Below are 22303 nucleotides of genomic sequence, written 5' to 3' on the forward strand. Positions count from 1 at the left end.
ACTAGGCTTTCGCATATCTACCAAATCAGAGGGAAATGTCATGGGAATTATCGGAACCATCTTTATCGGCTTGATCGTCGGCCTGCTCGCGCGGTTCCTGAAACCGGGCAATGACAGCATGGGCTGGATCATGACCATCCTGCTCGGTATCGGCGGTTCGCTGGCGGCCACTTATGGCGGCCAGGCTCTGGGCATTTATCAGGCGGGCGAGGGTGCCGGTTTCATCGGTGCGCTGGTTGGTGCGATCGTGCTGCTGGTGATCTACGGCCTGATCAAAAAGAACTGATCCAAAGCGACAAAGCCCTCTCTGCCAAACTGGCCGGGAGGGCTAGAATGCTCGGCGATTCAACGTTCCTTCCTTTCTATGCCGAGCACCTTCATGCGCCGTCTTTTGTTGACTCTCCTCTTGCTGGGCAGCGGTTTGGCCCACGCCGGCGAACTGCCGGAAACCGACTGGCTCGAACTGATGCCCAAGTCGGATCAGAAAGCCCTCGAGGCCATGCCTGAAATCGACCACAACACCCCGGAAGCCACCGGCACCTTCACCGAGAAGGGCGGAATGAAGCAGGCCAAAGGTCTGCCGGCGGTGATGTACTCGACCAAAACCGTGGCGTCGATGAATGACAAGCACATCCGCATCGGGGGTTACCCGGTGCCGCTGGAGTCCGACGCCAAGGGCCGCAGCACGCTGTTTTTCCTCGTGCCCTATCCGGGCGCGTGCATCCACGTGCCGCCACCGCCGCCGAATCAGCTGGTGCTGGTGCGTTATCCGAAGGGTTTGAAGCTGGACGATATCTACACGCCGTTGTGGGTGACCGGCACGCTGAAAATCGAGAAGGTCAGCAACGACCTGGCCGATGCGGCGTATGCGCTGGAGGCGGACAAGGTGCGGGTGGTGCAGGAAGCGGATCTCTAACAGCCACCCCAAACCAACTGTGGGAGCCAGCCTGCTGGCGATAGCGGTCTGTCAGAGACTTTTCCGTTGCCTGACACAACGCCATCGCCAGCAGGCTGGCTCCCACATTTCGTATAGCGGTGTGGCTTAGAGCGGTGTCGCGGCGACGCTGACACCCATCGTATGGCTCGCCCCCGGTGCGAGGGTGACGATGTCATCCATCACATTCGCGCTCTCGATGCACAGCATGCGCTGCCAGCCATCGTTGTCCATGTCCGGCAATGCGGCTGCGCGGTCGATCCACGGGTTCCAGATCACCGCCGTGCGCGAACCCGTCGAGGTCAGCACGATGCGGCGTTCCCAGGTCGGATCGACAATGCTCAGTTGCGGCGGCGCGTCGAGGTAGATGCGGTCGGTTTCGCCGGCAAACTGCAGATCGCCTTGCTGGCTGGCGGTGTTCCAGTCGTCCAGGGTCTCGATGTAATCCAGCCCGGCGACACCGTCGACCTGCACGTTACGCACGTCACTGACGGCGAAATACGTGTGCAACGCCTGGCTGAGGGTCACGCTGTCGGTGCCGTGGTTGTGGCTGGTCAGGCTGTAGCTCAACTGATCTGCCAGATGCAAAGTCAGGGTCAGATCGACTTCGTGGGGCCAGCCCGGCAGGCCACCTACCGGGTAGGGCAGTTTGAACTCGACCTTGACGCCGTCAGCCTCCGACTCGATGCCGCCCAGTTCCCAATCCATCGCCCGCACCAGACCGTGCGCGGGGGCCGGCTGTGCGCCGGTGTACATGGCCTGCACGCTCTGCGGGTTGCGTTCGAACTTGCCGAACCACGGCCAGCACACCGGTACGCCGGCACGGATGCTCTTGCCAGTCTTGAAGTCGGCCTTGTCGTTGAGCCAGATGATCGGCGGCTGGCCGTCGACCTGGTAACTGAGGATGTGCGCGCCTTGCTGGGCCACCAGCACTTCGGCCTTGCCGTGGCGGATGCGCCAGCAGTTCAGTTCATCCTGTTTCACGGCTTCAACGTTGGGCGTGTTCATGGGCAACTCTCGATCAGACACTGGGGACGACTATCGACCGCAAAACGGCCGCGAGGTTTAACGCGCGCGTGGCGGCACCGAACGGGTGCGACCGCTGCCATCGATGGCGACGAAGACGAAGACCGCTTCGGTGACCTTGCGCCATTCGCTGGAGAGTGGGTCATCGCTCCACACTTCGACCATCATCTGGATCGAGCTGCGGCCGATTTCCAGGGTCTGGGTATAAAAGGACAACTGCGCGCCAACGGCCACCGGCACCAGAAACGCCATGCGGTCGATCGCTACCGTGGCGACACGGCCACCGGCGACGCGACTGGCCATGGCGGTGCCGGCCAGGTCCATCTGCGCGACCAGCCAGCCGCCGAAAATATCGCCAAAGCCGTTGGTTTCGCGCGGGAGCGCGGTGATTTGCAGGGCCAGGTCGCCCTGTGGGATCGGATCTTCTTGTTCGAGCTCTATCATGCCGAGGGGCCTCTGACCCGTGACTCTTCGTGGGTATTGCGGGTGGTAGCCGTCTTCGGGAAAAACGATTCAACACCGAACACACTGCGTTCGTCACGTTTTCCATCAGGCGCCTAAAGGGAAACTCTGCGAAAAAGGCTAAATCCCGAGCAAAGGGCGGGCCAACAACGTTTTCGCACAGCAACCTCTTACAAAACCTGCGCAGGTGGCGAGTATATCGGTCGGTAGACTCCACGACGACCGTCCGGTTCTGATTTCGACCGTCAATTACGCGCCTCTATGTGCTTTTTCGAACAATTTGCTATGGTGCCGAACCTGTCCGAGCCACCGCCAGCGTTGTTGTGGCGACAGATTCGACTATAAGAGAAGCCCTTGCCATGACCACAGCGCCTTCGAGCCTCGCGCAGCCCGAGCAACCCGCACGACCGTTGACCCGCAATGACTACAAGACCCTGTCGCTGTCCGCCCTTGGCGGGGCGCTGGAATTTTACGATTTCATCATCTTCGTATTCTTCGCCACCGTGGTCGGCAAGCTGTTCTTCCCGGCCGACATGCCCGAGTGGCTGCGGCTGATGCAGACGTTCGGCATCTTCGCTGCCGGCTACCTCGCCCGGCCGCTGGGCGGCATCGTCATGGCGCACTTCGGCGACCTGCTGGGGCGCAAGAAGATGTTCACCCTGAGCATTTTCATGATGGCCGTGCCGACCCTGATCATGGGCCTGTTGCCAACGTACGCGCAGATCGGCATCTGGGCACCGATCCTGCTGTTGTTGATGCGCGTCATTCAGGGCGCGGCGATCGGCGGGGAAGTGCCGGGGGCGTGGGTCTTCGTTTCCGAACACGTCCCGCAAAAACACATCGGCTACGCCTGCGGCACGCTCACCAGCGGTTTGACTGCCGGTATTCTGCTCGGCTCGCTGGTCGCCACGGCGATCAACAGCATTTATACCCCGGCGGAAGTCTCCGACTACGCATGGCGGATCCCGTTCCTGCTGGGCGGTGTGTTCGGTCTGTTCTCCGTGTACCTGCGCCGTTGGCTGCACGAAACCCCGGTGTTCGCCGAGCTGCAGCAGCGCAAGGCACTGGCCGAAGAAGTACCGCTGCGCGCGGTGCTGCGTGATCACCGCGGCGCGATCGCGATTTCGATGCTGCTGACCTGGTTGCTGTCGGCCGGCGTGGTCGTGGTGATCCTGATGACCCCGACCGTGCTGCAAACGGTCTATCACTTCTCGCCAACCACCGCGTTGCAGGCCAACAGCCTGGCCATCGTCTTCCTCAGCCTGGGTTGCATCGGCGCTGGCGCACTGGCCGATCGCTTCGGTGCTGGCCGCGTTTTCGTTTTCGGCTGCCTCGGCCTGCTGATCAGCTCGTGGACTTTCTATCACAGCCTCGCCGACCACCCGGACTGGCTGTTCCCGCTGTACGCATTGACCGGTCTGCTGGTCGGCACCATCGGTGCGGTGCCGTATGTGATGGTCAAGGCCTTCCCGCCGGTGGTGCGCTTCAGCGGCTTGTCGTTCTCCTACAACGTCGCGTACGCGATCTTTGGCGGCTTGACACCGATGGTGGTGAGTCTGCTGCTCAAGGAAAGCGCGATGGGGCCTGCTTATTACGTGGCGGTGCTGTGCGGGATGGGGATTCTTGTAGGTGCGTGGCTGTGGAAAAAGGGGCGCTGATCTGTACTTCAGATTACGTAAGGCTCTCGCCAGCGCGAGAGCCTTGCTTCGCACTCGCCAGCCGGTAGTCGGGCGCCGTGCTCAAGCATGTGGTCCAAGGCATTTGCTGCGTGCTGTTCGTTGATCACTTTATGCTCAACCATAAGATCCAGTAACCAAAGTGCACCGTGTACCCGCAGCCCATCGCGTTGTGCCTGCCGCCGTAACCTGCCATCTCCAGTCAAGAGCGGCCGTCCTGTTTCCTGCGCCAGCAAGTAGCAAGACACGTCCGCCAGTGAGCTGTTGTTGTGCTCGATTTTCAACCCGAAAAGTTTGATCACACCAGATTCGTCAAATGACTCGACGCTCAATCCTCGCTTGAGCAGTTCTTCATGTGGGAAGTCGGCGAGCTCTTGCATTACGAAGTCGGTACAACAAAGGGTGAAGGGCAGTTGGAACATTTGCTCCAGTAGTCCGGCATTTCTAAAGTCGATCCAGATATTCGTATCGCTGATGTAGATCAGACTCATGCATTCTCCAGTGAACCCAGGAAATTAGGGTCCAATGCGCTCACCGGCTTGCGCAGGAGTTCAGCAGCTCTGGATTTGCTGATCAGTCCTTCGGCCAGCGCCCAGAATGCCAGGGACTCAAATCGTTGTGGCGGCTTGCATGGCAGAGGTTCGGGTTCCGACTTGCGCCAGCCGTTTGCACTGAACTGGATGGTCAGTGACTTATAGCCACTTTCGCTGAGCAGCTTCAGATCCTTCAGGCGTCTGAGCGCCGCATGCATCGATATGCCGTATTGGCGCTTGGCAATCAGCAGTTCTCTTGGGTGAACTCTGGAGCGAGGATGGCTGCCGAAATCACTGGTGACGCCTTTTGCCGGATAGAGGAAGGCCCCGGCAAATCGATGGCAGCAATTTTCCTTGTCTTTCTCGGGCATGTCCTCAGGTAATGCCATGACCCAGTGACCGAGTTCGTGAGCGGCAGTAAACCTGATGCGTTCGCCTGGTCGATTGGCATTCAATGCAATCAACACATGCTCGCCGTTGCCGGTGGCAGCACAGGCTCCATCGAAATCATCAGGACCTTTGAGCATCGCTACCTTGATGCTGTGCTCCTCCAGTTGCTCGGTGAGGTTGGCAATCGGGTCGCTGCCGATTCCCCAGACCTGGCGAAGCTCTTCAGCCGCTTGCTCGGCTTCATCGAGGCAAGACACCGGGATCATTTGCGCAGGAGTGGCCGGGGTATATATATCGGCAGGATTGAAACATTCCTCGAGCGCTATGTAGCGCTCGAGGTGTTCGCGGATTTTCTCTTCGACTTGTGCCTGGCGGTATTTAGGCATCTTGGCCAGCTTTCGAAATTCCAACGGCGCAAGCGGAATTGCATCCGCGCGGAAGAAATACTCCGGGCTGACCTGCAGCGCCTTGGCCAATTGCAACAGGCGAGTCGAGCTTGGAGTGCTCAACCCTTTTTCATATTTGCTCAAGGCTTGTTTGGTTATATCGCCAAGCTGATCGGCCAGAGCCTCAAGGGTGAGGCCACTTTGCAGGCGCGCGCGGCGAATACGGTCGTTTATCATAGGGGCCTCTCGTGGTTGACAAGGCTATATTCTGATAGTGATTTGTCAACTCGCCAAACGTTTCTTCTTATTTGCTGGCGGCAATACTGGCCTTTCATCCAATTGTCATATTTCAGCCATAGAGTGTTCACACGGCCTGCTGATACTTGGCCCCGACTTAACACACCCTATCTGCTAGGAGTAAGGCATGAAACTGAAGCGTTTGATGGCGGCAATGACTTTTGTCGCTGCTGGCGTTGCGACTGCCAACGCGGTTGCCGCTGTTGACCCTGCTATCCCGAGCTACACCAAGACCACTGGTGTGTCGGGCAACCTGTCCAGCGTCGGTTCCGATACCCTGGCCAACCTCATGACCCTGTGGGCCGAGAACTACAAAAAAGAATACCCGAACGTCAACATCCAGATTCAGGCCGCCGGTTCTTCTACCGCGCCACCTGCACTCACCGAAGGCACCGCCAACCTGGGCCCGATGAGCCGCAAGATGAAGGACAACGAGCTGCAGGCTTTCGAGCAGAAGTACGGCTACAAGCCGACTGCCATCCCGGTAGCCGTGGATGCGCTGGCCGTGTTCGTGCACAAGGACAACCCGATCAAGCACCTGACCATGGCTCAGGTCGATGCGATTTTCTCCTCGACACGCCTGTGCGGTGCCAAGGCTGACGTCAAGACCTGGGGCGACCTTGGTGTGACCGGCGACCTGGCCAACAAGCCAGTGCAACTGTTCGGCCGCAACTCGGTATCCGGCACCTATGGCTACTTCAAGGAAGAAGCCCTGTGCAAAGGCGACTACAAGCCAAACGTCAACGAACAACCAGGTTCGGCGTCGGTGGTGCAGTCGATCAGCAGTTCGCTTAACGGCGTTGGCTACTCGGGTATCGGCTACAAGACCGCCAGCGTGAAAACCGTTGCCCTGGCCAAGAAAGAAGGCGGCGAGTTCATCGAAGACACCGAAGAAAACGCCCTGAACGGCAAGTACCCGCTGTCGCGTTTCCTCTACGTATACGTCAACAAAGCCCCGAACAAGCCTCTGGCCCCGCTGGAAGCCGAGTTCGTCAAACTGGTGCTGTCGAAGCAGGGCCAGGAAGTGGTTGTGAAAGACGGCTACATCCCGCTGCCAGCCAAGGTTGCTGCCAAAGCATTGGCTGACCTCGGTCTGCAGGAAGGCGGCTCTGTCGCCAAGCAGTAACAAATCGAGCCCGGCGTAACGCCGGACTCTTTGTGGGAGTGAGCAGGCTCGCTCCCACAATTACCAAATTTTCGACTCCGCTGCCGGGCCTTCCGGGTGGCGGATTTGCTGCGTCACTGCATTGTCATCTTTCTGTCATACAGGATCGCTAGGGTGTGCGCATGAATGATCTGGCCAATTCCCCAATGACTACGACTTCCCCTCCCAAGCGCATTGATTTCAATACGCCTGAGCTGCAACGCAAGCGCCGCATTCGCGCGCTCAAGGATCGCTTCACCCGTTGGTACGTCCTCGTTGGCGGCCTCGCGGTGCTCGCGGCCATCACCCTGATCTTTTTCTTCCTCGCTTACGTGGTTGCGCCATTGTTTCAAGGTGCCGACCTGACCGCGAAAGACTCGATCACCCCGGCCTGGATGCAGGACGCCGGCAAGCCGCTGATGATCTCGCTCGAAGAGCAGAATCAGGTGGCGATGCGCGTCTCCGACAAGGGGCAGGCGTTGTTCTTCGATATCGACAGTGGCGCTGAACTCAAGCGCGTCGATCTGCCAGTGCCGGCCGGCGCCAGCGTGACGTCCATTGGTGAAGACCAGCCGGGTCATCCGCTGGTGGCCGTGGGCCTGTCCAATGGTCAGGCGCTGGTGTTCCGTCACACCTACAAAGTCAGCTACCCCGATGGCAAGAAAACCATCACGCCGGCCATCGAGTTCCCGTACGGTGAGACGCCGATTGCGCTGAACGAAAGTGGTGGTGCGCTGGAGCATGTCAGCCTCAATGCCACCGATACGACCCTGATGCTGGTCGGCTCTACCGGTTCGCAACTCAATGTTCTGTCGCTGACCAGCGAAGAGAACCTGATGACCGGCGAAGTCACCAACGAGCAGCAGCGTATCGATCTGCCGCAGATGACTGAGCCGGTGAAAAACATCTTCGTCGACCCGCGTCAGCAGTGGCTGTACGTGGTCAACGGTCGCGCTCAGGCCGATGTCTTCAGTCTGCGCGACAAGAGCCTCAACGGTCGCTACAAGCTGCTGGAGAATGCTGACGCCGAAGTCACCGCGACCACGCAACTGGTTGGTGGTATCTCGCTGATCATCGGCGACTCCAAGGGCGGTCTGGCCCAGTGGTTCATGGCCCGTGACACCGATGGCGAGCAGCGCCTGAAGCAGATTCGCACGTTCCAGATGGGCACCACACCCATCGTTGAAATCGCCGCCGAAGAACGCCGCAAAGGCTTCCTCGCCCTCGACGCCAGCGGCAAGCTCGGGGTGTTCCACAGCACCGCGCACCGCACGCTGCTGGTCGATCAGGTTGTCGACGGCCAGGGCCTGTTCGGTCTGTCGCCGCGCGCCAACCGGGTGATCGTCGAAGCCGGCGGCAAGCTGCAACCGTTGCTGCTCGACAACCCGCACCCGGAAGTATCGTGGAGCGCGCTGTGGAGCAAGGTCTGGTACGAGAACTACGACGAGCCCAAGTACGTCTGGCAGTCGACTGCCGCCAACACCGATTTCGAGCCGAAACTGAGCCTGTCGCCACTGACCTTCGGCACCTTGAAAGCCGCGTTCTACGCGATGCTGCTGGCCGCGCCACTGGCCGTTGCCGCAGCGATCTACACCGCGTACTTCATGGCCCCGGGCATGCGCCGCAAGGTCAAGCCGGTGATCGAACTGATGGAAGCGATGCCGACGGTGATCCTCGGTTTCTTCGCCGGTCTGTTCCTCGCGCCATATGTGGAGGGGCATCTGCCGGGCATCTTCAGCCTGCTGATGCTGTTGCCGATCGGCATCCTCGTCGCCGGTTTCACTTTCAGCCGCCTGCCTGAGTCGATCCGCCTGAAAGTCCCGGACGGCTGGGAAAGTGCACTGCTGATTCCGGTGATCCTGTTCGTGGGCTGGCTGTCGCTGTACATGAGCCCGTTCATGGAGAACTGGTTCTTCGGCGGCGACATGCGCATGTGGATCTCCCACGACCTGGGCATCACCTACGACCAGCGCAACGCACTGGTGGTCGGTCTGGCCATGGGTTTCGCGGTGATCCCGAACATCTACTCGATCGCCGAAGACGCCGTGTTCAGCGTGCCGCGTGGCTTGACCCTCGGTTCGCTGGCCCTCGGTGCTACACCGTGGCAGACCATGACCCGCGTAGTCATCCTCACGGCCAGCCCGGGGATCTTCTCGGCGTTGATGATCGGCATGGGCCGCGCCGTCGGTGAAACCATGATCGTGCTGATGGCCACCGGTAACACCCCGGTCATGGAAATGAACCTGTTCGAAGGCCTGCGCACCCTGGCCGCCAACGTTGCAGTGGAAATGCCTGAGTCGGAAGTCGGCGGCAGCCACTACCGCGTGCTGTTCCTCTCGGCGCTGGTGCTGCTGTTGTTCACCTTCGTCATGAACACCCTGGCAGAACTGATTCGTCAGCGTCTGCGCAAGAAATACTCGTCGCTTTAAGCAAAGGTAGAAGTCTGTGAAACAGAACTCCCTGAAAGGATGGTTCAAGAGCGGCGCCCCAGGCGTCTGGATCAGCGGTGGGGCGGTGTCCATCGCGGTCATCATGACCATTGGCCTGTTGGCAGTGATTGCCGTGCGCGGTCTCGGTCATTTCTGGCCGGCGGACCTGATCCACGCGCATTACGACGTGCCCGGCCAGGCCAATCACCTGATCGTCGGCGAAGTGGTGCAGAAAGAAGAAGTGCCGCGTGCCCGTCTGAAGAGTGCCGGCCTGCCGGTGCCTGACGAAGGTCCGGAATTCATGACCCGCGAGCTGGTCAAGGTCGGTAACCGCGACCTGAACGGCAACGATTTCACATGGATCGTCGGCGACTGGCTGACCAAGCAGACCACGCCGCCGGAGTTGATGGCGATCGAGCGTCGCGAGTGGGGCAATTTCTACGGCTACCTGGTCAACGTTAAACAGGACGGCAAGGTGATCGCCGAAGGCGAGGCCGCATGGCCTGAGCTGCAAGCGCGCATTGATCGGGTCAACGATCTCGCGGCTCAATTGAAAACGCTGGAAAAAACCGACATCGGCGCGATCAACGCCGGCCTTGAGCGCATCCGTCTGCACGGTCGCAAACTCGAGCTGGAAGGCAAGCTCGATGCCACCGCGCAAGCGGACATGGCCTCCGAGCGCGCCGAGCTGGACGCGCGCTACAAAGACATCGAAGCGCGTCTGTCCGATCTGCATGCACAGTTCAACCGCGACGCCTTGACCGCCCGTGACGCCAACGGCAAGGAAATCGAAATCGGTCTGGGCAAAGTCGTGCATGCCTACCAGCCAAACGGCATGAGCACGTTCACCAAGGTCGGCTTCTACTTCAGCAAGATCTGGGAATTCCTCTCGGATGACCCGCGTGAAGCGAACACCGAGGGCGGGATCTTCCCGGCGATCTTCGGCACCGTGATGATGACCCTGATCATGGCGATGATCGTGACCCCGTTCGGCGTACTGGCGGCGGTGTACCTGCGCGAATACGCCAAGCAGAACACCCTGACGCGTGTGATTCGTATCGCAGTGAACAACCTTGCCGGTGTACCGGCGATCGTTTATGGCGTGTTCGGTCTGGGTTTCTTCGTCTACGTGCTCGGTGGTTCGGTCGACCGCTTGTTCTTCCCTGAAGCACTGCCGGCGCCGACCTTCGGTACACCGGGTCTGCTGTGGGCCTCGCTGACGCTGGCCCTGCTGGCAGTGCCGGTGGTGATCGTCGCGACCGAAGAAGGTCTGGCGCGGATCCCGCGTACCGTGCGCGAAGGTTCGCTGGCACTGGGCGCGACCAAGGCGGAAACGCTGTGGAAGATCGTCATCCCGATGGCCAGCCCGGCCATGATGACCGGCATGATCCTCGCCGTGGCCCGTGCCGCCGGTGAAGTGGCGCCGCTGATGCTGGTGGGTGTGGTGAAACTGGCGCCGTCGCTGCCGGTGGATGGCAACTACCCGTACCTGCACCTGGACCAGAAGATCATGCACCTGGGCTTCCACATTTATGACGTCGGCTTCCAGAGCCCGAACGTCGAAGCGGCCCGTCCGCTGGTGTACGCCACGGCGCTGTTGCTGGTGCTGGTGATCGCGACGTTGAACCTGTCGGCGGTGTATATCCGCAACCACCTGCGCGAAAAGTACAAAGCACTGGATAGCTAAAGCCATTAGCCACAAGCGGCAAGCTACAAGCCGCTTTTGCTCAAACTTGCAGCTTGCAGCCAGAAGCTTGCAGCTACGAACGGAGTGAGACCCATGCAGCACGAAACACACAGCCACGGCATCAACATGTCTGCCCTGGGCCGCGACAAGCAGAGCCTGAATCTCGAACAGGAAACCGTGGCCATCGAAGTGCCCGGCCTGAGCCTGTACTACGGCGAGAAACAAGCGCTGTTCGACGTCAGCATGAATATTCCGAAGCAGCGCGTGACCGCGTTCATCGGCCCGTCCGGTTGCGGCAAGTCGACTTTGCTGCGCACCTTCAACCGTATGAACGATCTGGTTGACGGCTGCCGCGTTGAAGGCGCGATCAACCTGTACGGCAACAACATCTATCGCAAGGGCGAAGACGTTGCCGAGCTGCGTCGTCGCGTCGGCATGGTGTTCCAGAAGCCCAACCCGTTCCCGAAGACCATCTACGAAAACGTGGTGTACGGCCTGCGCATCCAGGGCATCAACAAGAAGCGCATCCTCGACGAAGCCGTTGAATGGGCGTTGAAAGGCGCGGCCCTGTGGGACGAGGTCAAAGACCGTCTGCACGACTCGGCGCTTGGCCTGTCCGGTGGTCAGCAACAGCGTCTGGTGATCGCCCGTACCATCGCCGTTGAGCCGGAAGTGCTACTGCTCGACGAACCGTGCTCGGCCCTCGACCCGATCTCGACGCTGAAGGTCGAAGAGCTGATTTACGAGCTGAAATCCAAGTTCACCATCGTCATCGTCACGCACAACATGCAGCAGGCGGCGCGGGTGTCCGACTACACGGCGTTCATGTACATGGGCAAACTGGTGGAATTCGGCGATACCGATACCCTGTTCACCAATCCGGCGAAGAAGCAGACCGAAGACTACATCACCGGTCGTTATGGCTGACCGTAGAGCTGCAAGCCGCAAGCTTCAAGCGGCAAGTAAGAGCGGTTCGAGTACGACACAAATCAGCTTGCAGCTTGTAGCTTGCAGCTCATGGCTTTTGCGGAGCAAATCATGATTTCGAAGGAAGGTTTAACCCATCACATTTCCGCGCAGTTCAACGCCGAACTGGAAGAAGTGCGCAGCCACCTGCTGGCCATGGGCGGGCTGGTCGAGAAGCAGGTCAACGACGCCGTCACGGCGCTGATCGAGGCCGACTCCGGTCTGGCTCAGCAAGTGCGCGAGATCGACGACCAGATCAACCAGATGGAACGCAACATCGACGAAGAATGCCTGCGCATTCTTGCTCGGCGTCAGCCGGCCGCGTCGGACTTGCGTCTGATCATCAGCATTTCCAAATCGGTGATCGACCTTGAGCGCATCGGCGACGAAGCGACCAAGATCGCCCGCCGTGCCATCCAGTTGTGCGAGGAAGGCGAAGCGCCGCGCGGTTACGTCGAGGTTCGCCACATCGGCGACCAGGTGCGCAACATGGTCCGCGATGCGCTGGACGCTTTCGCGCGTTTCGACGCCGATCTGGCTTTGTCGGTGGCGCAGTACGACAAGATCATCGACCGCGAATACAAAACCGCCCTGCGCGAGCTGGCGACCTACATGATGGAAGACCCGCGCTCTATCTCGCGTGTTCTGAGCATCATCTGGGTCCTGCGCTCGCTGGAGCGCATCGGCGACCATGCGCGTAACATCTCGGAACTGGTGATCTACCTGGTCCGCGGCACCGACGTGCGGCACATGGGCCTCAAGCGCATGAAAGAAGAAGTTGAAGGCACCAGCGCCGAAACCGCTAATGTTCCGGGCGAAGCTGACGATAAGTAAGATTGCCTGAGAAAAGCGCCCGGCCCTTTGGCCGGGCGTTTTTGTTTGTGCTTTTCATAGGTACAACCGAATTAAAAAGCAGCACCCGCGAACGAAAAGTCCCGGCGTGACTGAAGAGTTTTGGCAATGTGCCATCAGCCAGCGTTATGCTTGCCGGGATTTTAATAGGGGTGTTGGATGAGCAAGATCAGTGTGTTGGTCGTGGACGATGCTTCGTTCATTCGTGACCTGGTGAAAAAGTGCCTGCGTAATTACTTCCCGGGGATTCGCACCGAGGACGCCGTGAACGGTAAAAAGGCCCAGGCCATACTGGCCAGAGAAGCCTTCGACCTAGTGTTGTGCGATTGGGAAATGCCGGAAATGTCCGGCCTCGAATTGCTGACCTGGTGCCGCGAGCAGGACAATCTCAAGACCATGCCGTTCGTCATGGTGACCAGCCGGGGCGACAAGGAAAACGTCGTGCAGGCGATTCAGGCCGGCGTTTCCGGCTACGTCAGCAAACCGTTCACCAACGAGCAGTTGCTGACCAAGGTCAAGCAGGCGCTGAACAAGGTCGGCAAGCTCGACACCCTGATGAACAGCGCGCCGACCAAGATGAACTCGGCATTCGGCAACGATTCGCTGAGCGCACTGACTGGCGGCAAGCCTGCCGTGGTCGGCGCTGCCCCGGCTACGGCAGCAGCCAACCCGTTTGCCAAGCCTGCTGCGGCGGCGCCGGCAGCCGCTGCTGCGCCATCGCGCGGTTTGCTCAACGCGCCGCCGGTGCAAGCACCTGCCGCGTCGAAGGCGCCGGTCGGTGGTCGCGGCCAGGGCCAGTTGCGCCTGCCGAGCGGCACCCAGCAATGCGTGATCAAGGCGCTGAGCATCAAGGAAGCGCTGCTGGTGGTGAAGCGCACCGAGACCCTGCCGCAGATCCTCGACAGCGCCGTGCTCGATCTGGAGCAGGGCGACAACGCTGAAGTCGCGCGCCTCAACGGTTACCTGCACGCCGTTGTCGCGGTTGAGCAGAAGCCAGACAGCGAATGGCTGCAACTGACCTTCCGCTTCGTCGATCAGGACGCGCAGAAGCTCGACTACATCTCGCGCCTGATCGCCCGTGGCACGGCGCAGAAGCACTTCGTACCGGGCGCCTGATCTTCGTCGCCTGACAAGTCGCTATCGCCAGCAGGGCTGGCTCCCACATTTGCAACGCATTCCAATGTGGGAGCCAGCCTGCTGGCGATAGGGCATCAACCGCATCATCCATCTTCTGCACTGCCTATTTGCAACATCTGTCGACTAGCCTGGTCTGCTTCACCTGCTAGGCTCATTTCCAGGCCTTCTTTCGACAGATTCTTGCCCATGCTCGCGCGCCTGCTGTTTCTCTGTGCTGTCTTTCTGGCCTCCACCTCGGCAGTGGCCATGACCATCTATAAATCCACCGATGCCAATGGCGTGGTTTCCTACAGCGACCGGCCAAGCAAAGGCGCGCAGGTGTTCGTGTTTCAGGACCGCATGGTCGAGCGCCTGGAGCGCCAGGTGTACCTCGATATCAAAAAGCAGAAAGGCACCGACGTGGTGTTCGTGCGCAACGATCTGTACGCGCCGGTCGAGATCGCCCTGGCATTCACCGGCCTGAGCAATGTGCGCGGCGCACCGGCGCAAACCATTCGCCGGGTATTGCCCGCGCGCAGCAACACGCGGCTGGCGCTGCTGACGGCGATTTCCGCCGGCAAGCCGCTGGTGTATTCGCCGCAGTTCCATTATTCGCTGGGTGACCCCGCTGGCGCGGCGCAGAGCTATCGCTATCCACTGCCGTGGCGTGGCGGGCCGTTCCGCCTGAGTCAGGGCGCCAACGGCCAATACAGCCACTACGGGCCGAAGAATCGCTATGCCATGGACATCGCCATGCCGGTGGGCACGCCCATCATTGCCGCGCGAGCCGGAGTGGTGGTGAAGACCGAAAACTCACAGAGCGGGCGCGGCACCGATGCGTCGGGCAATTTCGTGCGGGTGCTGCACGATGACGGCACAATGGGCGTGTACCTGCACCTGAAACAGGGCTCGGTGAGCGTGCGTGAGGGGCAACGGGTCAAGGTCGGCAGTCCGCTGGCGCTGTCGGGCAACACCGGCAACAGCAGCGGCCCGCACCTGCACTTCGTGGTGCAGCGCAACACCGGGGAAGGGCTGGTGTCGATTCCGTATCAGTTCAACCAGCCGCTGGGGGCGTTGCCCAACTTTGCGTTGGGCAAACAGTAACATCGGCAAACGCATTCCAGAGTGGGAGCGAGCCTGCTCGCGAAAGCGGCGACGCGGTCCCGGATCAGCCCATCAATCCAGCATCAACACCTTGGCCAGCACAATCTTCGGCCCTTTCATCTTCTTGATGATGATCCGCAGGCCTTCGACTTCCAGCACTTCTTCCTCTTCCGGCACGCGTTTGAGGGTTTCATAGACCAGCCCGGCGAGGGTTTCCGCTTCGATGTGGTCCAGATCGATGCCCAGCAAGCGCTCGACCTTGAACAACGGCGTATCGCCACGAACCAGCAGCTTGCCCGGCTGATAGGCGAGAATGCCGCGCTCAGCCTTGCGGTGTTCGTCCTGAATATCGCCGACCAGCACTTCCAGCACGTCTTCCATGGTCAGGTAGCCGATGATGTTGCCATCCGCCTCCTCGACCACGGCGAAATGCGAGCCGCCCTTGCGGAACTGTTCCAGCAGCTGCGACAACGGCATGTGCCGCGACACTCGTTCCAGCGGACGGGTCAGCTCGGCCAGGTTGAACGACTCGGGAATGTGGTCCAGCGCCGCCAGTTCCAGCAGCAGGTCCTTGATGTGCAGCAGGCCGACGAACTCCTGGCGCTCGCTGTCGTACACCGGATAACGGCTGAACTTGTGGCGACGGAACATTGCCAGGATTTCTTTCAGCGGTGCGTTGAATTCGAGGGTGATCAGGTCTTCCCGGGAGTTGGCCCAGTCGACCACTTCCAGCTCGCCCATTTCCACCGCCGAGGCCAGTACGCGCATGCCTTGGTCGCTCGGATCCTGTCCACGGCTGGAGTGCAGGATCAGTTTCAGTTCTTCGCGGCTGTAATGGTGTTCATGGTGCGGGCCGGGCTCGCCTTGCCCTGCGATACGCAGAATTGCGTTGGCGCTGGCGTTGAGCAGGTAGATCGCCGGGTACATTGCCCAGTAGAACAGGTACAGCGGGACCGCCGTCCACAGCGACAGCAGTTCCGGTTTGCGGATCGCCCAGGACTTCGGCGCGAGCTCGCCGACCACGATGTGCAGATAGGAAATGATGAAAAATGCGGTGAAAAACGAGACGCCTTTGACGATCTCCGGCGAATCGACGCCGATCGCGCTCAACAGCGGTTCGAGGATATGCGCGAACGCCGGCTCACCGACCCAGCCCAGGCCGAGGGAGGCGAGGGTGATACCCAACTGACACGCCGAAAGGTAGGCATCGAGCTGACTGTGCACGGTGCGCAGGATGTGGCCGCGCCAGCCGTGCTGCTCGGCGATGGCTTCGACCCGGGTCGAGCGCAGTTTGACCATGGCGAATTCCGCCGCAACGAAAAAGCCGTTGAGCAACACCAGGATCAGAGCAAAAAGAATCATGCCGAAGTCGGCGAAAATGGTAGCGAGGGACAAGCCAGGGGAAGGGTCCATGATGGAGTTTTGCAGGTTCCGTGTGATTCGAAAGTAAGGGGAAACAGCGCCTGAAAGGCAGGCGCAAGTCAGCCAATGTAGCGGCTGACTGGGCAATTGCCTAGTAGCGTGTGCCGGGCGGCGTCACTCGGCGGCGCTGATCGCCCGTGAGCTGGCCACCTGAGCCGGGGCGAAATGGCAGGTGAACGTGCTGCCGTGGCCGGGCACGCTGCTGATCTCCATGCGCGCACGGTGGCGCAACAGCACGTGTTTGACGATGGCCAGGCCGAGGCCGGTGCCGCCGGTGTTGGAGTTGCGGCTGGAATCGACGCGGTAGAAACGCTCGGTCAGGCGCGGCAGGTGTTTGCTGTCGATGCCGATGCCCGAATCCTGCACGCTCAGGTGCGCGCCCTGATCGTCGCCCCACCAGCGAATCCGAATGTTGCCCTCGGCCGGTGTGTACTTGACCGCGTTGAACACCAGATTGGAAAACGCACTGCGCAACTCCGCTTCGCTGCCCTTGAGCAGCACGCCGGCATGGGCTTCCAGCGTGATGTGCTGATTCTTCGCGCCCGACAATTGCTGGGCGTCGCTGGTGATCGACTGCAGCAGTGTATCGATCTGCACCGGCTGGTTGTCTGACGGGTAATCGGTGGCTTCGAGCTTGGCCAGCAGCAGCAAGTCGTTGAGCAACGTCTGCATGCGCCCGCCCTGTTGCTGCATCTGCTGCAGAGCGCGGCTCCAGCGCGGGTTCACTTCCTCGACGTTATCGAGCAGGGTTTCCAGATAGCCGCAGATCACCGTCAGCGGTGTGCGCAGTTCGTGAGACACGTTGGCGATGAAGTCTTTGCGCATCTGCTCCAGTTGATGGATGCGCGTGACATCGCGCACCAGCATCAGGTGCTCGTTGTTGCCGTAGCGGGTCAGGTACAGCTGAATGCGCACGCGATCGTTGGTCGGTGAAGGGATTTCCAGCGGCTCGGCGAAGTTGTCCTGCTCGAAATATTCCTTGAAGCGCGGATGCCGCACCAGGTTGGTCACCGGCTGGCCGCTGTCTTGTGGGGTCTTGAGGCCGAGCAGGGTCTCAGCGGCGCGGTTCCACCATTCCAGGTTGCCGTCGCTGTCGAGCATGATCACCGCGTCTTTCAGCGCCGCGGTGGATTCCTGCACCCGGTCGATCACCGCTTGCAGGCGCCCGCGCACCCGTTGGTCGCGACGTTGCAGGTGGTAGATGCTGTCGAACACTTCGCCCCACAGGCCGTAGCCATCGGGCGGCGCTTCATCGGGCTGGTGCTGGCGCAGCCATTCGTGCAGACGCAGCAATTGCTTGAGCGTCCAGGCCAGATACAGGCCCAGGCCCACCGCGAGGCTCCAGCCGTAATAGCCGCTGATCAGCCCGATCACCAGGCACGCGGTGACCAGCAGCAACATGTGGCGAATCAGGGTGCCATGCCAGTTTTGATTCACAGGGGCGTCCTTAGCCGCAGCGTCAAGTTTCAAGCTGCAAGCTGCAAGTCAGAGCGGCTCGCTTTCTTGCCGCTTGTAGCTAGAAACTTGCAGCTGCTTTTATGCTTTTGTGGAGAACCGATAGCCCGTACCGCGCACGGTTTGTACCAGATTTTCGTAAGCATCGCCGAGGGCCTTGCGCAGGCGGCGAATGTGCACGTCGACGGTGCGCTCTTCGACGTAAACGTTGCCGCCCCAGACCTGATCCAGCAACTGGCCGCGGGTGTAGGCGCGTTCCTGGTGGGTCATGAAGAATTGCAGCAGGCGATATTCGGTCGGGCCCATCTCGGCCGGTTTGCCGTCGATGGTCACGCGGTGGCTGATCGGATCGAGCAGCAGGCCACCGACTTCGATCGGTGCTTCGCCATCGGTCGGGCCGGCGCGGCGCAGTACCGCCTTGAGACGGGCGACCAGTTCACGCGGGGAAAACGGCTTGGTGATGTAGTCGTCAGCGCCGACTTCCAGACCCTGGATCTTGTTGTCCTCTTCGCCCTTGGCGGTGAGCATGATGATCGGGATGTCCCCGGTCAGCTCGTCACGCTTCAGGCGTCGGGCCAGTTCGATGCCGGACGTGCCGGGCAGCATCCAGTCGAGCAGGATCAGGTCGGGTTTGCGGTCGACGATGATGGCGTGGGCCTGCTGCGAGTTCTCTGCCTCGAGGCAGTCATAGCCGGCCATTTCCAACGCCACGGCGATCATTTCGCGAATGGGCGCTTCGTCGTCGACGATCAGAATGCTCCTGCCAACCATGCCTTAATCCTCTTGTCATTTAACTGTCTTGCGCCGCATTAGATAACGGAATTATTGCAGTCGTGTGACAGTATTTCTGCCCGCCAACAAGTTTGACCATCCTGGACTAAGCTCTAAGTCCGAATCCTGACAACCACAAAAGAAGGTTTCCATGACTCAGATGACTGCTTCTTTCAAAGCCCTGCTGATGGCCGCGGCCCTGGCGTTGCCTGGCCTGGCCATGGCTGCCGATCCGGCGATGGAGAAGGACGGCATGTTCACCGATCAGAAAGGCATGACCCTGTACACCTTCGCCAAGGACTCCGCCGGCAAGTCAGCGTGCAATGACAAATGCGCGGCGAACTGGCCGCCATTGATGGCGCAGGCGGGTGACAAGTCGATGGGCGACTGGACGGTGGTCAAGCGTGACGACGGCTCGATGCAGTGGGCTTACCAGGGCATGCCGTTGTACACCTTCGTGATGGACAAGAAGGCCGGCGACATGACCGGCGACGGAAAAATGGACGGCGCCTGGAAAGTCGCCAAAGCCAAATAGCCATGGTCCCGTGTAGGAGTGAGCCTGCTCGCGATCGCGGTGTGTCAGCCGCATTTTCGTTAACTGACACACCGCTATCGCGAGCAGGCTCACTCCTACACTGATTTGGGTTTAGCGCAGCGCGTAATCCACGACGATTCCGACAAAAATCGCCAACCCGGCCCAGTGATTGTGCAAGAACGCCTTGAAGCAACGCATCCGGTCGCGATCGCGGGTGTACCAGAACTCCCACGCATAACAGCCAGCGGCCACCAGCAAGCCGAGGTGAAACCACATTCCCAGTTCGAATTTCGACCCCGCCAGCATCAGGCAACCCAACGACAGCGCCTGCAGGCTGAGAATGATCACCCGGTCCGCCTCGCCAAACAGGATCGCCGTGGATTTCACCCCGATCTTCAGGTCGTCATCGCGGTCGGTCATTGCGTAGTAGGTGTCATAACCCACCGTCCACAACAGGTTGGCAATCCACAGCAGCCACGCCGCTGCCGGCAACTCACCGGTCTCGGCAGTGAACGCCATCGGCATGCCCCACGAGAACGCGGCGCCCAGCACCACTTGCGGGTAATAGGTGTAGCGCTTCATGAATGGATAGGTGCAGGCCAGCGCCAGACCGCCCAGCGACAGCCAGATTGTCGGCGCGTTGGTGCACAGCACCAGCAGAAAACTGATGCCCATCAGCACGGCAAAGAACACCAGCGCTTCTTTCGAACTGATCTTGCCGCTGGCCAAGGGGCGCTGCGCGGTGCGTTTGACATGGCCGTCGACCTTGCGATCGGCCCAGTCGTTGATCACGCAACCGCCGGCACGGGTCAGCACCACACCGAGGACAAAAATCACCACGTTGGCCAATGACGGCGAGCCCTTGCCGGCAATCCACAATGCCCACAACGTTGGCCACAACAGTAGATAGATGCCGATTGGCTTGTCCATCCGCGTCAACTGAATGAAATCCCAGGCACGCGGGTTCAAGCGGTTCAGGGACTTGAGCAGGCTCTGATACATCAGCAGTTCTCCGGATGAGCGCGAGCGGCGCTCCACAGGCTCGGCAGGAAGATTTCCGCGACCAGCACGCTCAGCGCGCCGCGGTCGAAACGCGAGCGGCGGGCCCACAGTTCAGGCGTTTTGGCTTCGGCCGGCAGCCAGTCTTCAGGGTAATGGCAAACCTCGATGGCGCGGCGCTGAAACGCCTGATCGCAAAACAGCAGCTCGCCCAGCGAGCGGCTGCCCAGTTCATCCATATGCAAGCCGTCACCCTGCAATGCCGCACGCGAGGCAACACTGCGGGCGAACACCCAGGCCTCGCCGTGGCCACGCAGATACACCTCGCGCACCCAGCCTTCGCTGCCTTCGACCAGTTCCAGCGCCGCGCATTCGTCGCTGCGCAGGGTGGCCCAGCCTTCGAACAACGGCGTCACGCTGAAGCCATCGCAGGACAGTCGCGTCAGGCGGCGGGTCAGCGAGCCTTCGTCGAACAACCAGTCCAGGGTCAACGAATCGGGGCGGGGTGACAGTCGGCTTTGGGTCAGCCAGAGCGGGGCGGGGCAGGCATTTGAATGTTGCACAATGAGTCATTATTGGCCGCAAATGAGGCGGCGAGCTTACCATGGCGGGCGGCGAGATTGATCGATCCGGGTGGCCGTTGCGCCGAACAGGCTTGCATCTGCCCGGCACCCTCAGTACAAAACGCGCTGAGCCGGATGGCAGCGCAACACCCATCGATCGTCCGCGCCAGCAATCGCCTGAACCTTGAGGAAGTATCCGAATGAAAAAGTGGCAATGCATCGTCTGTGGCCTGATCTACAACGAAGCCGACGGCTGGCCGGATGACGGCATTGCGCCGGGCACCCGCTGGGAAGACGTGCCGGCAGACTGGCTGTGCCCGGACTGCGGCGTCGGCAAAATGGACTTCGAAATGATCGAAATCAACTAAGCAAAATCAAGGAGTAAGGCATGAGCGCACCTGTCGTCATCATCGGCACTGGCCTGGCGGGCTACAACCTGGCCCGCGAGTTTCGCAAGCTCGACAGCGAAACCCCGCTGCTGCTGATCACCGCCGATGACGGCCGCTCGTACTCCAAACCGATGCTCTCCACCGGTTTCGGCAAGAACAAGGATGCCGACGGCCTGAGCATGGCCGAGCCCGGTGCCATGGCCGAGCAGTTGAAGGCCGAGGTGCGCACCCACACGCGCATCAGCGGCATCGATGCCGGCCACAAGCGCCTGTGGATCGGTGAAGAGGCGGTGTATTACCGCGACCTGATTCTCGCCTGGGGCGCGGAAACCGTGCGTGTGCCGATCCAAGGCGATGCTGCCGATCTGGTCTTTCCGATCAACGATCTGGAAGACTACGCACGGTTTCGTGCGGCCGCGGCCGGCAAGCGGCGCGTGCTGTTGCTCGGTGCCGGGCTGATCGGTTGCGAGTTCGCCAATGACTTGATCCTCGGCGGCTACGAAGTGCAACTGGTCGCGCCGTGCGAACAGGTCATGCCGACCCTGTTGCACCCGGCCGCTGCGGCCGCCGTGCAGGCCGGGCTGGAAAGCCTCGGCGCAAAATTCCACCTCGGCCCGGTGCTGACCCGCCTGCAGAAAGTTGCCGATGGCCTCGAAGCGCACCTGTCCGACGGCCAGGTCGTCGCCTGCGACGTGGTGGTCTCGGCAATTGGCCTGCGCCCACGCATCGATCTGGCAGCGGCGGCGGGGCTCCAGGTCAATCGCGGTGTCATGGTTGATCGGCAGCTTAAAACGTCCCACACCAATATCTACGCCTTGGGCGACTGCGCCGAGGTCGACGGGCTGAACCTGTTGTACGTCATGCCCCTCATGAGCTGCGCGCGAGCGCTGGCCCAGACCCTGGCGGGAAACCCGACAGCGGTCAGCTACGGCCCGATGCCGATCACTGTGAAAACCCCGGTGTGCCCGCTGGTGGTCTCGCCGCCGCCGCGTGGCAGCGAAGGCGTCTGGACGGTTGAGGGGCAGGGCGCTGACATCAAGGCGCTGTGCCGCAGTGCCGATGGTCAGTTGCTCGGTTATGCGCTGACCGGCGCCGCGGTCATGGAAAAACTCGCCCTGAACAAACAGCTTCCGGCCCTGCTGGCGTAAATGCCGGTCGTTCTGTCGT

General features: G+C 60.7%; 22 protein-coding genes. 13 read left to right on the forward strand and 9 right to left on the reverse strand.

The features are described from left to right. Positions 1-40: 40 nt before the first annotated feature. A complete protein-coding gene (locus BLU24_RS01620) occupies positions 41-286 on the forward strand; it encodes a GlsB/YeaQ/YmgE family stress response membrane protein (protein WP_090287652.1) in 246 nt (81 codons plus the stop codon). A 93-nt stretch (positions 287-379) separates the two neighbouring features. Further along, positions 380-916 carry a DUF3299 domain-containing protein gene (locus BLU24_RS01625; RefSeq protein WP_090288674.1) on the forward strand — a complete coding sequence of 179 codons (537 nt, stop codon included), beginning with the start codon at positions 380-382 and terminating at the stop codon, positions 914-916. Between the two features lie 126 nt (positions 917-1042). Here the strand turns inward: BLU24_RS01625 and BLU24_RS01630 are convergent, their stop codons facing one another. Both BLU24_RS01630 and BLU24_RS01635 read right to left on the reverse strand, forming a co-directional pair. Next, complete coding sequence (locus BLU24_RS01630; protein WP_093096777.1) at positions 1043-1942, reverse strand: D-hexose-6-phosphate mutarotase; 900 nt, start codon at positions 1940-1942, stop codon at positions 1043-1045. A 57-nt stretch (positions 1943-1999) separates the two neighbouring features. Next, positions 2000-2404 carry an acyl-CoA thioesterase gene (locus BLU24_RS01635; RefSeq protein ID WP_003229628.1) on the reverse strand — a complete coding sequence of 135 codons (405 nt, stop codon included), beginning with the start codon at positions 2402-2404 and terminating at the stop codon, positions 2000-2002. A 377-nt stretch (positions 2405-2781) separates the two neighbouring features. On the opposite strand from BLU24_RS01635, the gene BLU24_RS01640 reads away from it, so the two are divergent. After that, a complete protein-coding gene (locus tag BLU24_RS01640; RefSeq protein ID WP_093096782.1) occupies positions 2782-4080 on the forward strand; it encodes an MFS transporter in 1299 nt (432 codons plus the stop codon). An 8-nt stretch (positions 4081-4088) separates the two neighbouring features. Here the strand turns inward: BLU24_RS01640 and BLU24_RS01645 are convergent, their stop codons facing one another. Together BLU24_RS01645 and BLU24_RS01650 are read right to left on the reverse strand one after the other, a co-directional pair. Continuing rightward, complete coding sequence (locus BLU24_RS01645; RefSeq protein WP_093096786.1) at positions 4089-4589, reverse strand: PIN domain-containing protein; 501 nt, start codon at positions 4587-4589, stop codon at positions 4089-4091. Then, positions 4586-5644 (reverse strand): helix-turn-helix domain-containing protein, encoded by a 1059-nt coding sequence (locus BLU24_RS01650; RefSeq protein WP_090287644.1) that lies wholly within the window; start codon positions 5642-5644, stop codon positions 4586-4588. Before BLU24_RS01650 ends, BLU24_RS01645 begins: the two co-directional genes overlap by 4 nt. A 187-nt stretch (positions 5645-5831) precedes the next feature. On the opposite strand from BLU24_RS01650, the gene BLU24_RS01655 reads away from it, so the two are divergent. From BLU24_RS01655 to BLU24_RS01685, 7 genes are all read left to right on the forward strand, one after another. Continuing rightward, complete coding sequence (locus BLU24_RS01655; protein WP_090287642.1) at positions 5832-6830, forward strand: phosphate ABC transporter substrate-binding protein PstS; 999 nt, start codon at positions 5832-5834, stop codon at positions 6828-6830. A gap of 413 nt (positions 6831-7243) precedes the next feature. Further along, the gene (locus BLU24_RS01660; protein WP_172833306.1) at positions 7244-9277 is read left to right on the forward strand and encodes an ABC transporter permease subunit; all 2034 of its coding nucleotides are present in this window, start codon (positions 7244-7246) and stop codon (positions 9275-9277) included. 16 nt (positions 9278-9293) lie between these two features. Then, positions 9294-10964 (forward strand): phosphate ABC transporter permease PstA, encoded by a 1671-nt coding sequence (gene pstA / locus BLU24_RS01665; RefSeq protein ID WP_090287637.1) that lies wholly within the window; start codon positions 9294-9296, stop codon positions 10962-10964. A gap of 93 nt (positions 10965-11057) precedes the next feature. Next, positions 11058-11891 (forward strand): phosphate ABC transporter ATP-binding protein PstB, encoded by an 834-nt coding sequence (pstB, locus tag BLU24_RS01670; RefSeq protein ID WP_090287634.1) that lies wholly within the window; start codon positions 11058-11060, stop codon positions 11889-11891. Between the two features lie 111 nt (positions 11892-12002). Further along, positions 12003-12764 (forward strand): phosphate signaling complex protein PhoU, encoded by a 762-nt coding sequence (gene phoU / locus BLU24_RS01675; RefSeq protein ID WP_016772483.1) that lies wholly within the window; start codon positions 12003-12005, stop codon positions 12762-12764. A 177-nt stretch (positions 12765-12941) separates the two neighbouring features. Continuing rightward, entirely contained in the window at positions 12942-13898 is a 957-nt protein-coding gene (locus BLU24_RS01680) for a response regulator (RefSeq protein ID WP_093096792.1), read from the forward strand. A gap of 207 nt (positions 13899-14105) precedes the next feature. After that, positions 14106-15002: a peptidoglycan DD-metalloendopeptidase family protein gene (locus BLU24_RS01685; protein WP_093096795.1), complete on the forward strand. Its 897-nt coding sequence runs from the start codon at positions 14106-14108 to the stop codon at positions 15000-15002. Positions 15003-15074: 72 nt separating this feature from the next. On the opposite strand, the gene BLU24_RS01690 is transcribed toward BLU24_RS01685, so the two are convergent. The 3 genes from BLU24_RS01690 to phoB all read right to left on the reverse strand — a co-directional run bounded on the left by BLU24_RS01690 (position 15075) and on the right by phoB (position 18650). Further along, the gene (locus BLU24_RS01690; RefSeq protein WP_090287628.1) at positions 15075-16415 is read right to left on the reverse strand and encodes a hemolysin family protein; all 1341 of its coding nucleotides are present in this window, start codon (positions 16413-16415) and stop codon (positions 15075-15077) included. Between the two features lie 123 nt (positions 16416-16538). After that, entirely contained in the window at positions 16539-17825 is a 1287-nt protein-coding gene (phoR, locus tag BLU24_RS01695) for a phosphate regulon sensor histidine kinase PhoR (RefSeq protein ID WP_231990214.1), read from the reverse strand. Positions 17826-17960: 135 nt separating this feature from the next. Beyond that, positions 17961-18650 (reverse strand): phosphate regulon transcriptional regulator PhoB, encoded by a 690-nt coding sequence (gene phoB, locus BLU24_RS01700; RefSeq protein ID WP_007896474.1) that lies wholly within the window; start codon positions 18648-18650, stop codon positions 17961-17963. 151 nt (positions 18651-18801) lie between these two features. On the opposite strand from phoB, the gene BLU24_RS01705 reads away from it, so the two are divergent. Continuing rightward, positions 18802-19185: a COG4315 family predicted lipoprotein gene (locus BLU24_RS01705; protein ID WP_093096803.1), complete on the forward strand. Its 384-nt coding sequence runs from the start codon at positions 18802-18804 to the stop codon at positions 19183-19185. 111 nt (positions 19186-19296) lie between these two features. Here the strand turns inward: BLU24_RS01705 and ubiA are convergent, their stop codons facing one another. Next, positions 19297-20187, reverse strand: a complete 891-nt coding sequence (ubiA, locus tag BLU24_RS01710; RefSeq protein ID WP_090287621.1) for a 4-hydroxybenzoate octaprenyltransferase — start codon at positions 20185-20187, stop codon at positions 19297-19299. Beyond that, complete coding sequence (locus tag BLU24_RS01715) at positions 20187-20747, reverse strand: chorismate--pyruvate lyase family protein (protein WP_093096808.1); 561 nt, start codon at positions 20745-20747, stop codon at positions 20187-20189. The genes ubiA and BLU24_RS01715 overlap by 1 nt, the downstream gene beginning before the upstream one ends. Positions 20748-20947: 200 nt before the next feature. On the opposite strand from BLU24_RS01715, the gene BLU24_RS01720 reads away from it, so the two are divergent. Both BLU24_RS01720 and BLU24_RS01725 read left to right on the forward strand, forming a co-directional pair. Beyond that, on the forward strand, positions 20948-21115 hold the full coding sequence (locus BLU24_RS01720; RefSeq protein ID WP_003177199.1) for a rubredoxin: 168 nt from the start codon (positions 20948-20950) through the stop codon (positions 21113-21115). Between the two features lie 20 nt (positions 21116-21135). Next, complete coding sequence (locus BLU24_RS01725; protein ID WP_093096815.1) at positions 21136-22284, forward strand: NAD(P)/FAD-dependent oxidoreductase; 1149 nt, start codon at positions 21136-21138, stop codon at positions 22282-22284. Positions 22285-22303: the final 19 nt, after the last annotated feature.

Origin of the sequence: Pseudomonas sp. Z003-0.4C(8344-21), assembly GCF_900104975.1 — a bacterium.
Lineage (GTDB): Bacteria > Pseudomonadota > Gammaproteobacteria > Pseudomonadales > Pseudomonadaceae > Aquipseudomonas > Aquipseudomonas granadensis.

Bases quoted from the DNA above. Each gene is read 5' to 3' on its own strand.
- BLU24_RS01620 (WP_090287652.1), top strand. From the start codon at position 41: ATGGGAATTATCGGAACCATCTTTATCGGCTTGATCGTCGGCCTGCTC.
- BLU24_RS01625 (WP_090288674.1), top strand. From the start codon at position 380: ATGCGCCGTCTTTTGTTGACTCTCCTCTTGCTGGGCAGCGGTTTGGCC.
- BLU24_RS01630 (WP_093096777.1), bottom strand. From the start codon at position 1,942: ATGAACACGCCCAACGTTGAAGCCGTGAAACAGGATGAACTGAACTGC.
- BLU24_RS01635 (WP_003229628.1), bottom strand. From the start codon at position 2,404: ATGATAGAGCTCGAACAAGAAGATCCGATCCCACAGGGCGACCTGGCC.
- BLU24_RS01640 (WP_093096782.1), top strand. From the start codon at position 2,782: ATGACCACAGCGCCTTCGAGCCTCGCGCAGCCCGAGCAACCCGCACGA.
- BLU24_RS01645 (WP_093096786.1), bottom strand. From the start codon at position 4,589: ATGAGTCTGATCTACATCAGCGATACGAATATCTGGATCGACTTTAGA.
- BLU24_RS01650 (WP_090287644.1), bottom strand. From the start codon at position 5,644: ATGATAAACGACCGTATTCGCCGCGCGCGCCTGCAAAGTGGCCTCACC.
- BLU24_RS01655 (WP_090287642.1), top strand. From the start codon at position 5,832: ATGAAACTGAAGCGTTTGATGGCGGCAATGACTTTTGTCGCTGCTGGC.
- BLU24_RS01660 (WP_172833306.1), top strand. From the start codon at position 7,244: ATGCAGGACGCCGGCAAGCCGCTGATGATCTCGCTCGAAGAGCAGAAT.
- pstB (WP_090287634.1), top strand. From the start codon at position 11,058: ATGCAGCACGAAACACACAGCCACGGCATCAACATGTCTGCCCTGGGC.
- phoU (WP_016772483.1), top strand. From the start codon at position 12,003: ATGATTTCGAAGGAAGGTTTAACCCATCACATTTCCGCGCAGTTCAAC.
- BLU24_RS01680 (WP_093096792.1), top strand. From the start codon at position 12,942: ATGAGCAAGATCAGTGTGTTGGTCGTGGACGATGCTTCGTTCATTCGT.
- BLU24_RS01685 (WP_093096795.1), top strand. From the start codon at position 14,106: ATGCTCGCGCGCCTGCTGTTTCTCTGTGCTGTCTTTCTGGCCTCCACC.
- BLU24_RS01690 (WP_090287628.1), bottom strand. From the start codon at position 16,415: ATGGACCCTTCCCCTGGCTTGTCCCTCGCTACCATTTTCGCCGACTTC.
- phoR (WP_231990214.1), bottom strand. From the start codon at position 17,825: ATGTTGCTGCTGGTCACCGCGTGCCTGGTGATCGGGCTGATCAGCGGC.
- phoB (WP_007896474.1), bottom strand. From the start codon at position 18,650: ATGGTTGGCAGGAGCATTCTGATCGTCGACGACGAAGCGCCCATTCGC.
- BLU24_RS01705 (WP_093096803.1), top strand. From the start codon at position 18,802: ATGACTCAGATGACTGCTTCTTTCAAAGCCCTGCTGATGGCCGCGGCC.
- ubiA (WP_090287621.1), bottom strand. From the start codon at position 20,187: ATGTATCAGAGCCTGCTCAAGTCCCTGAACCGCTTGAACCCGCGTGCC.
- BLU24_RS01720 (WP_003177199.1), top strand. From the start codon at position 20,948: ATGAAAAAGTGGCAATGCATCGTCTGTGGCCTGATCTACAACGAAGCC.
- BLU24_RS01725 (WP_093096815.1), top strand. From the start codon at position 21,136: ATGAGCGCACCTGTCGTCATCATCGGCACTGGCCTGGCGGGCTACAAC.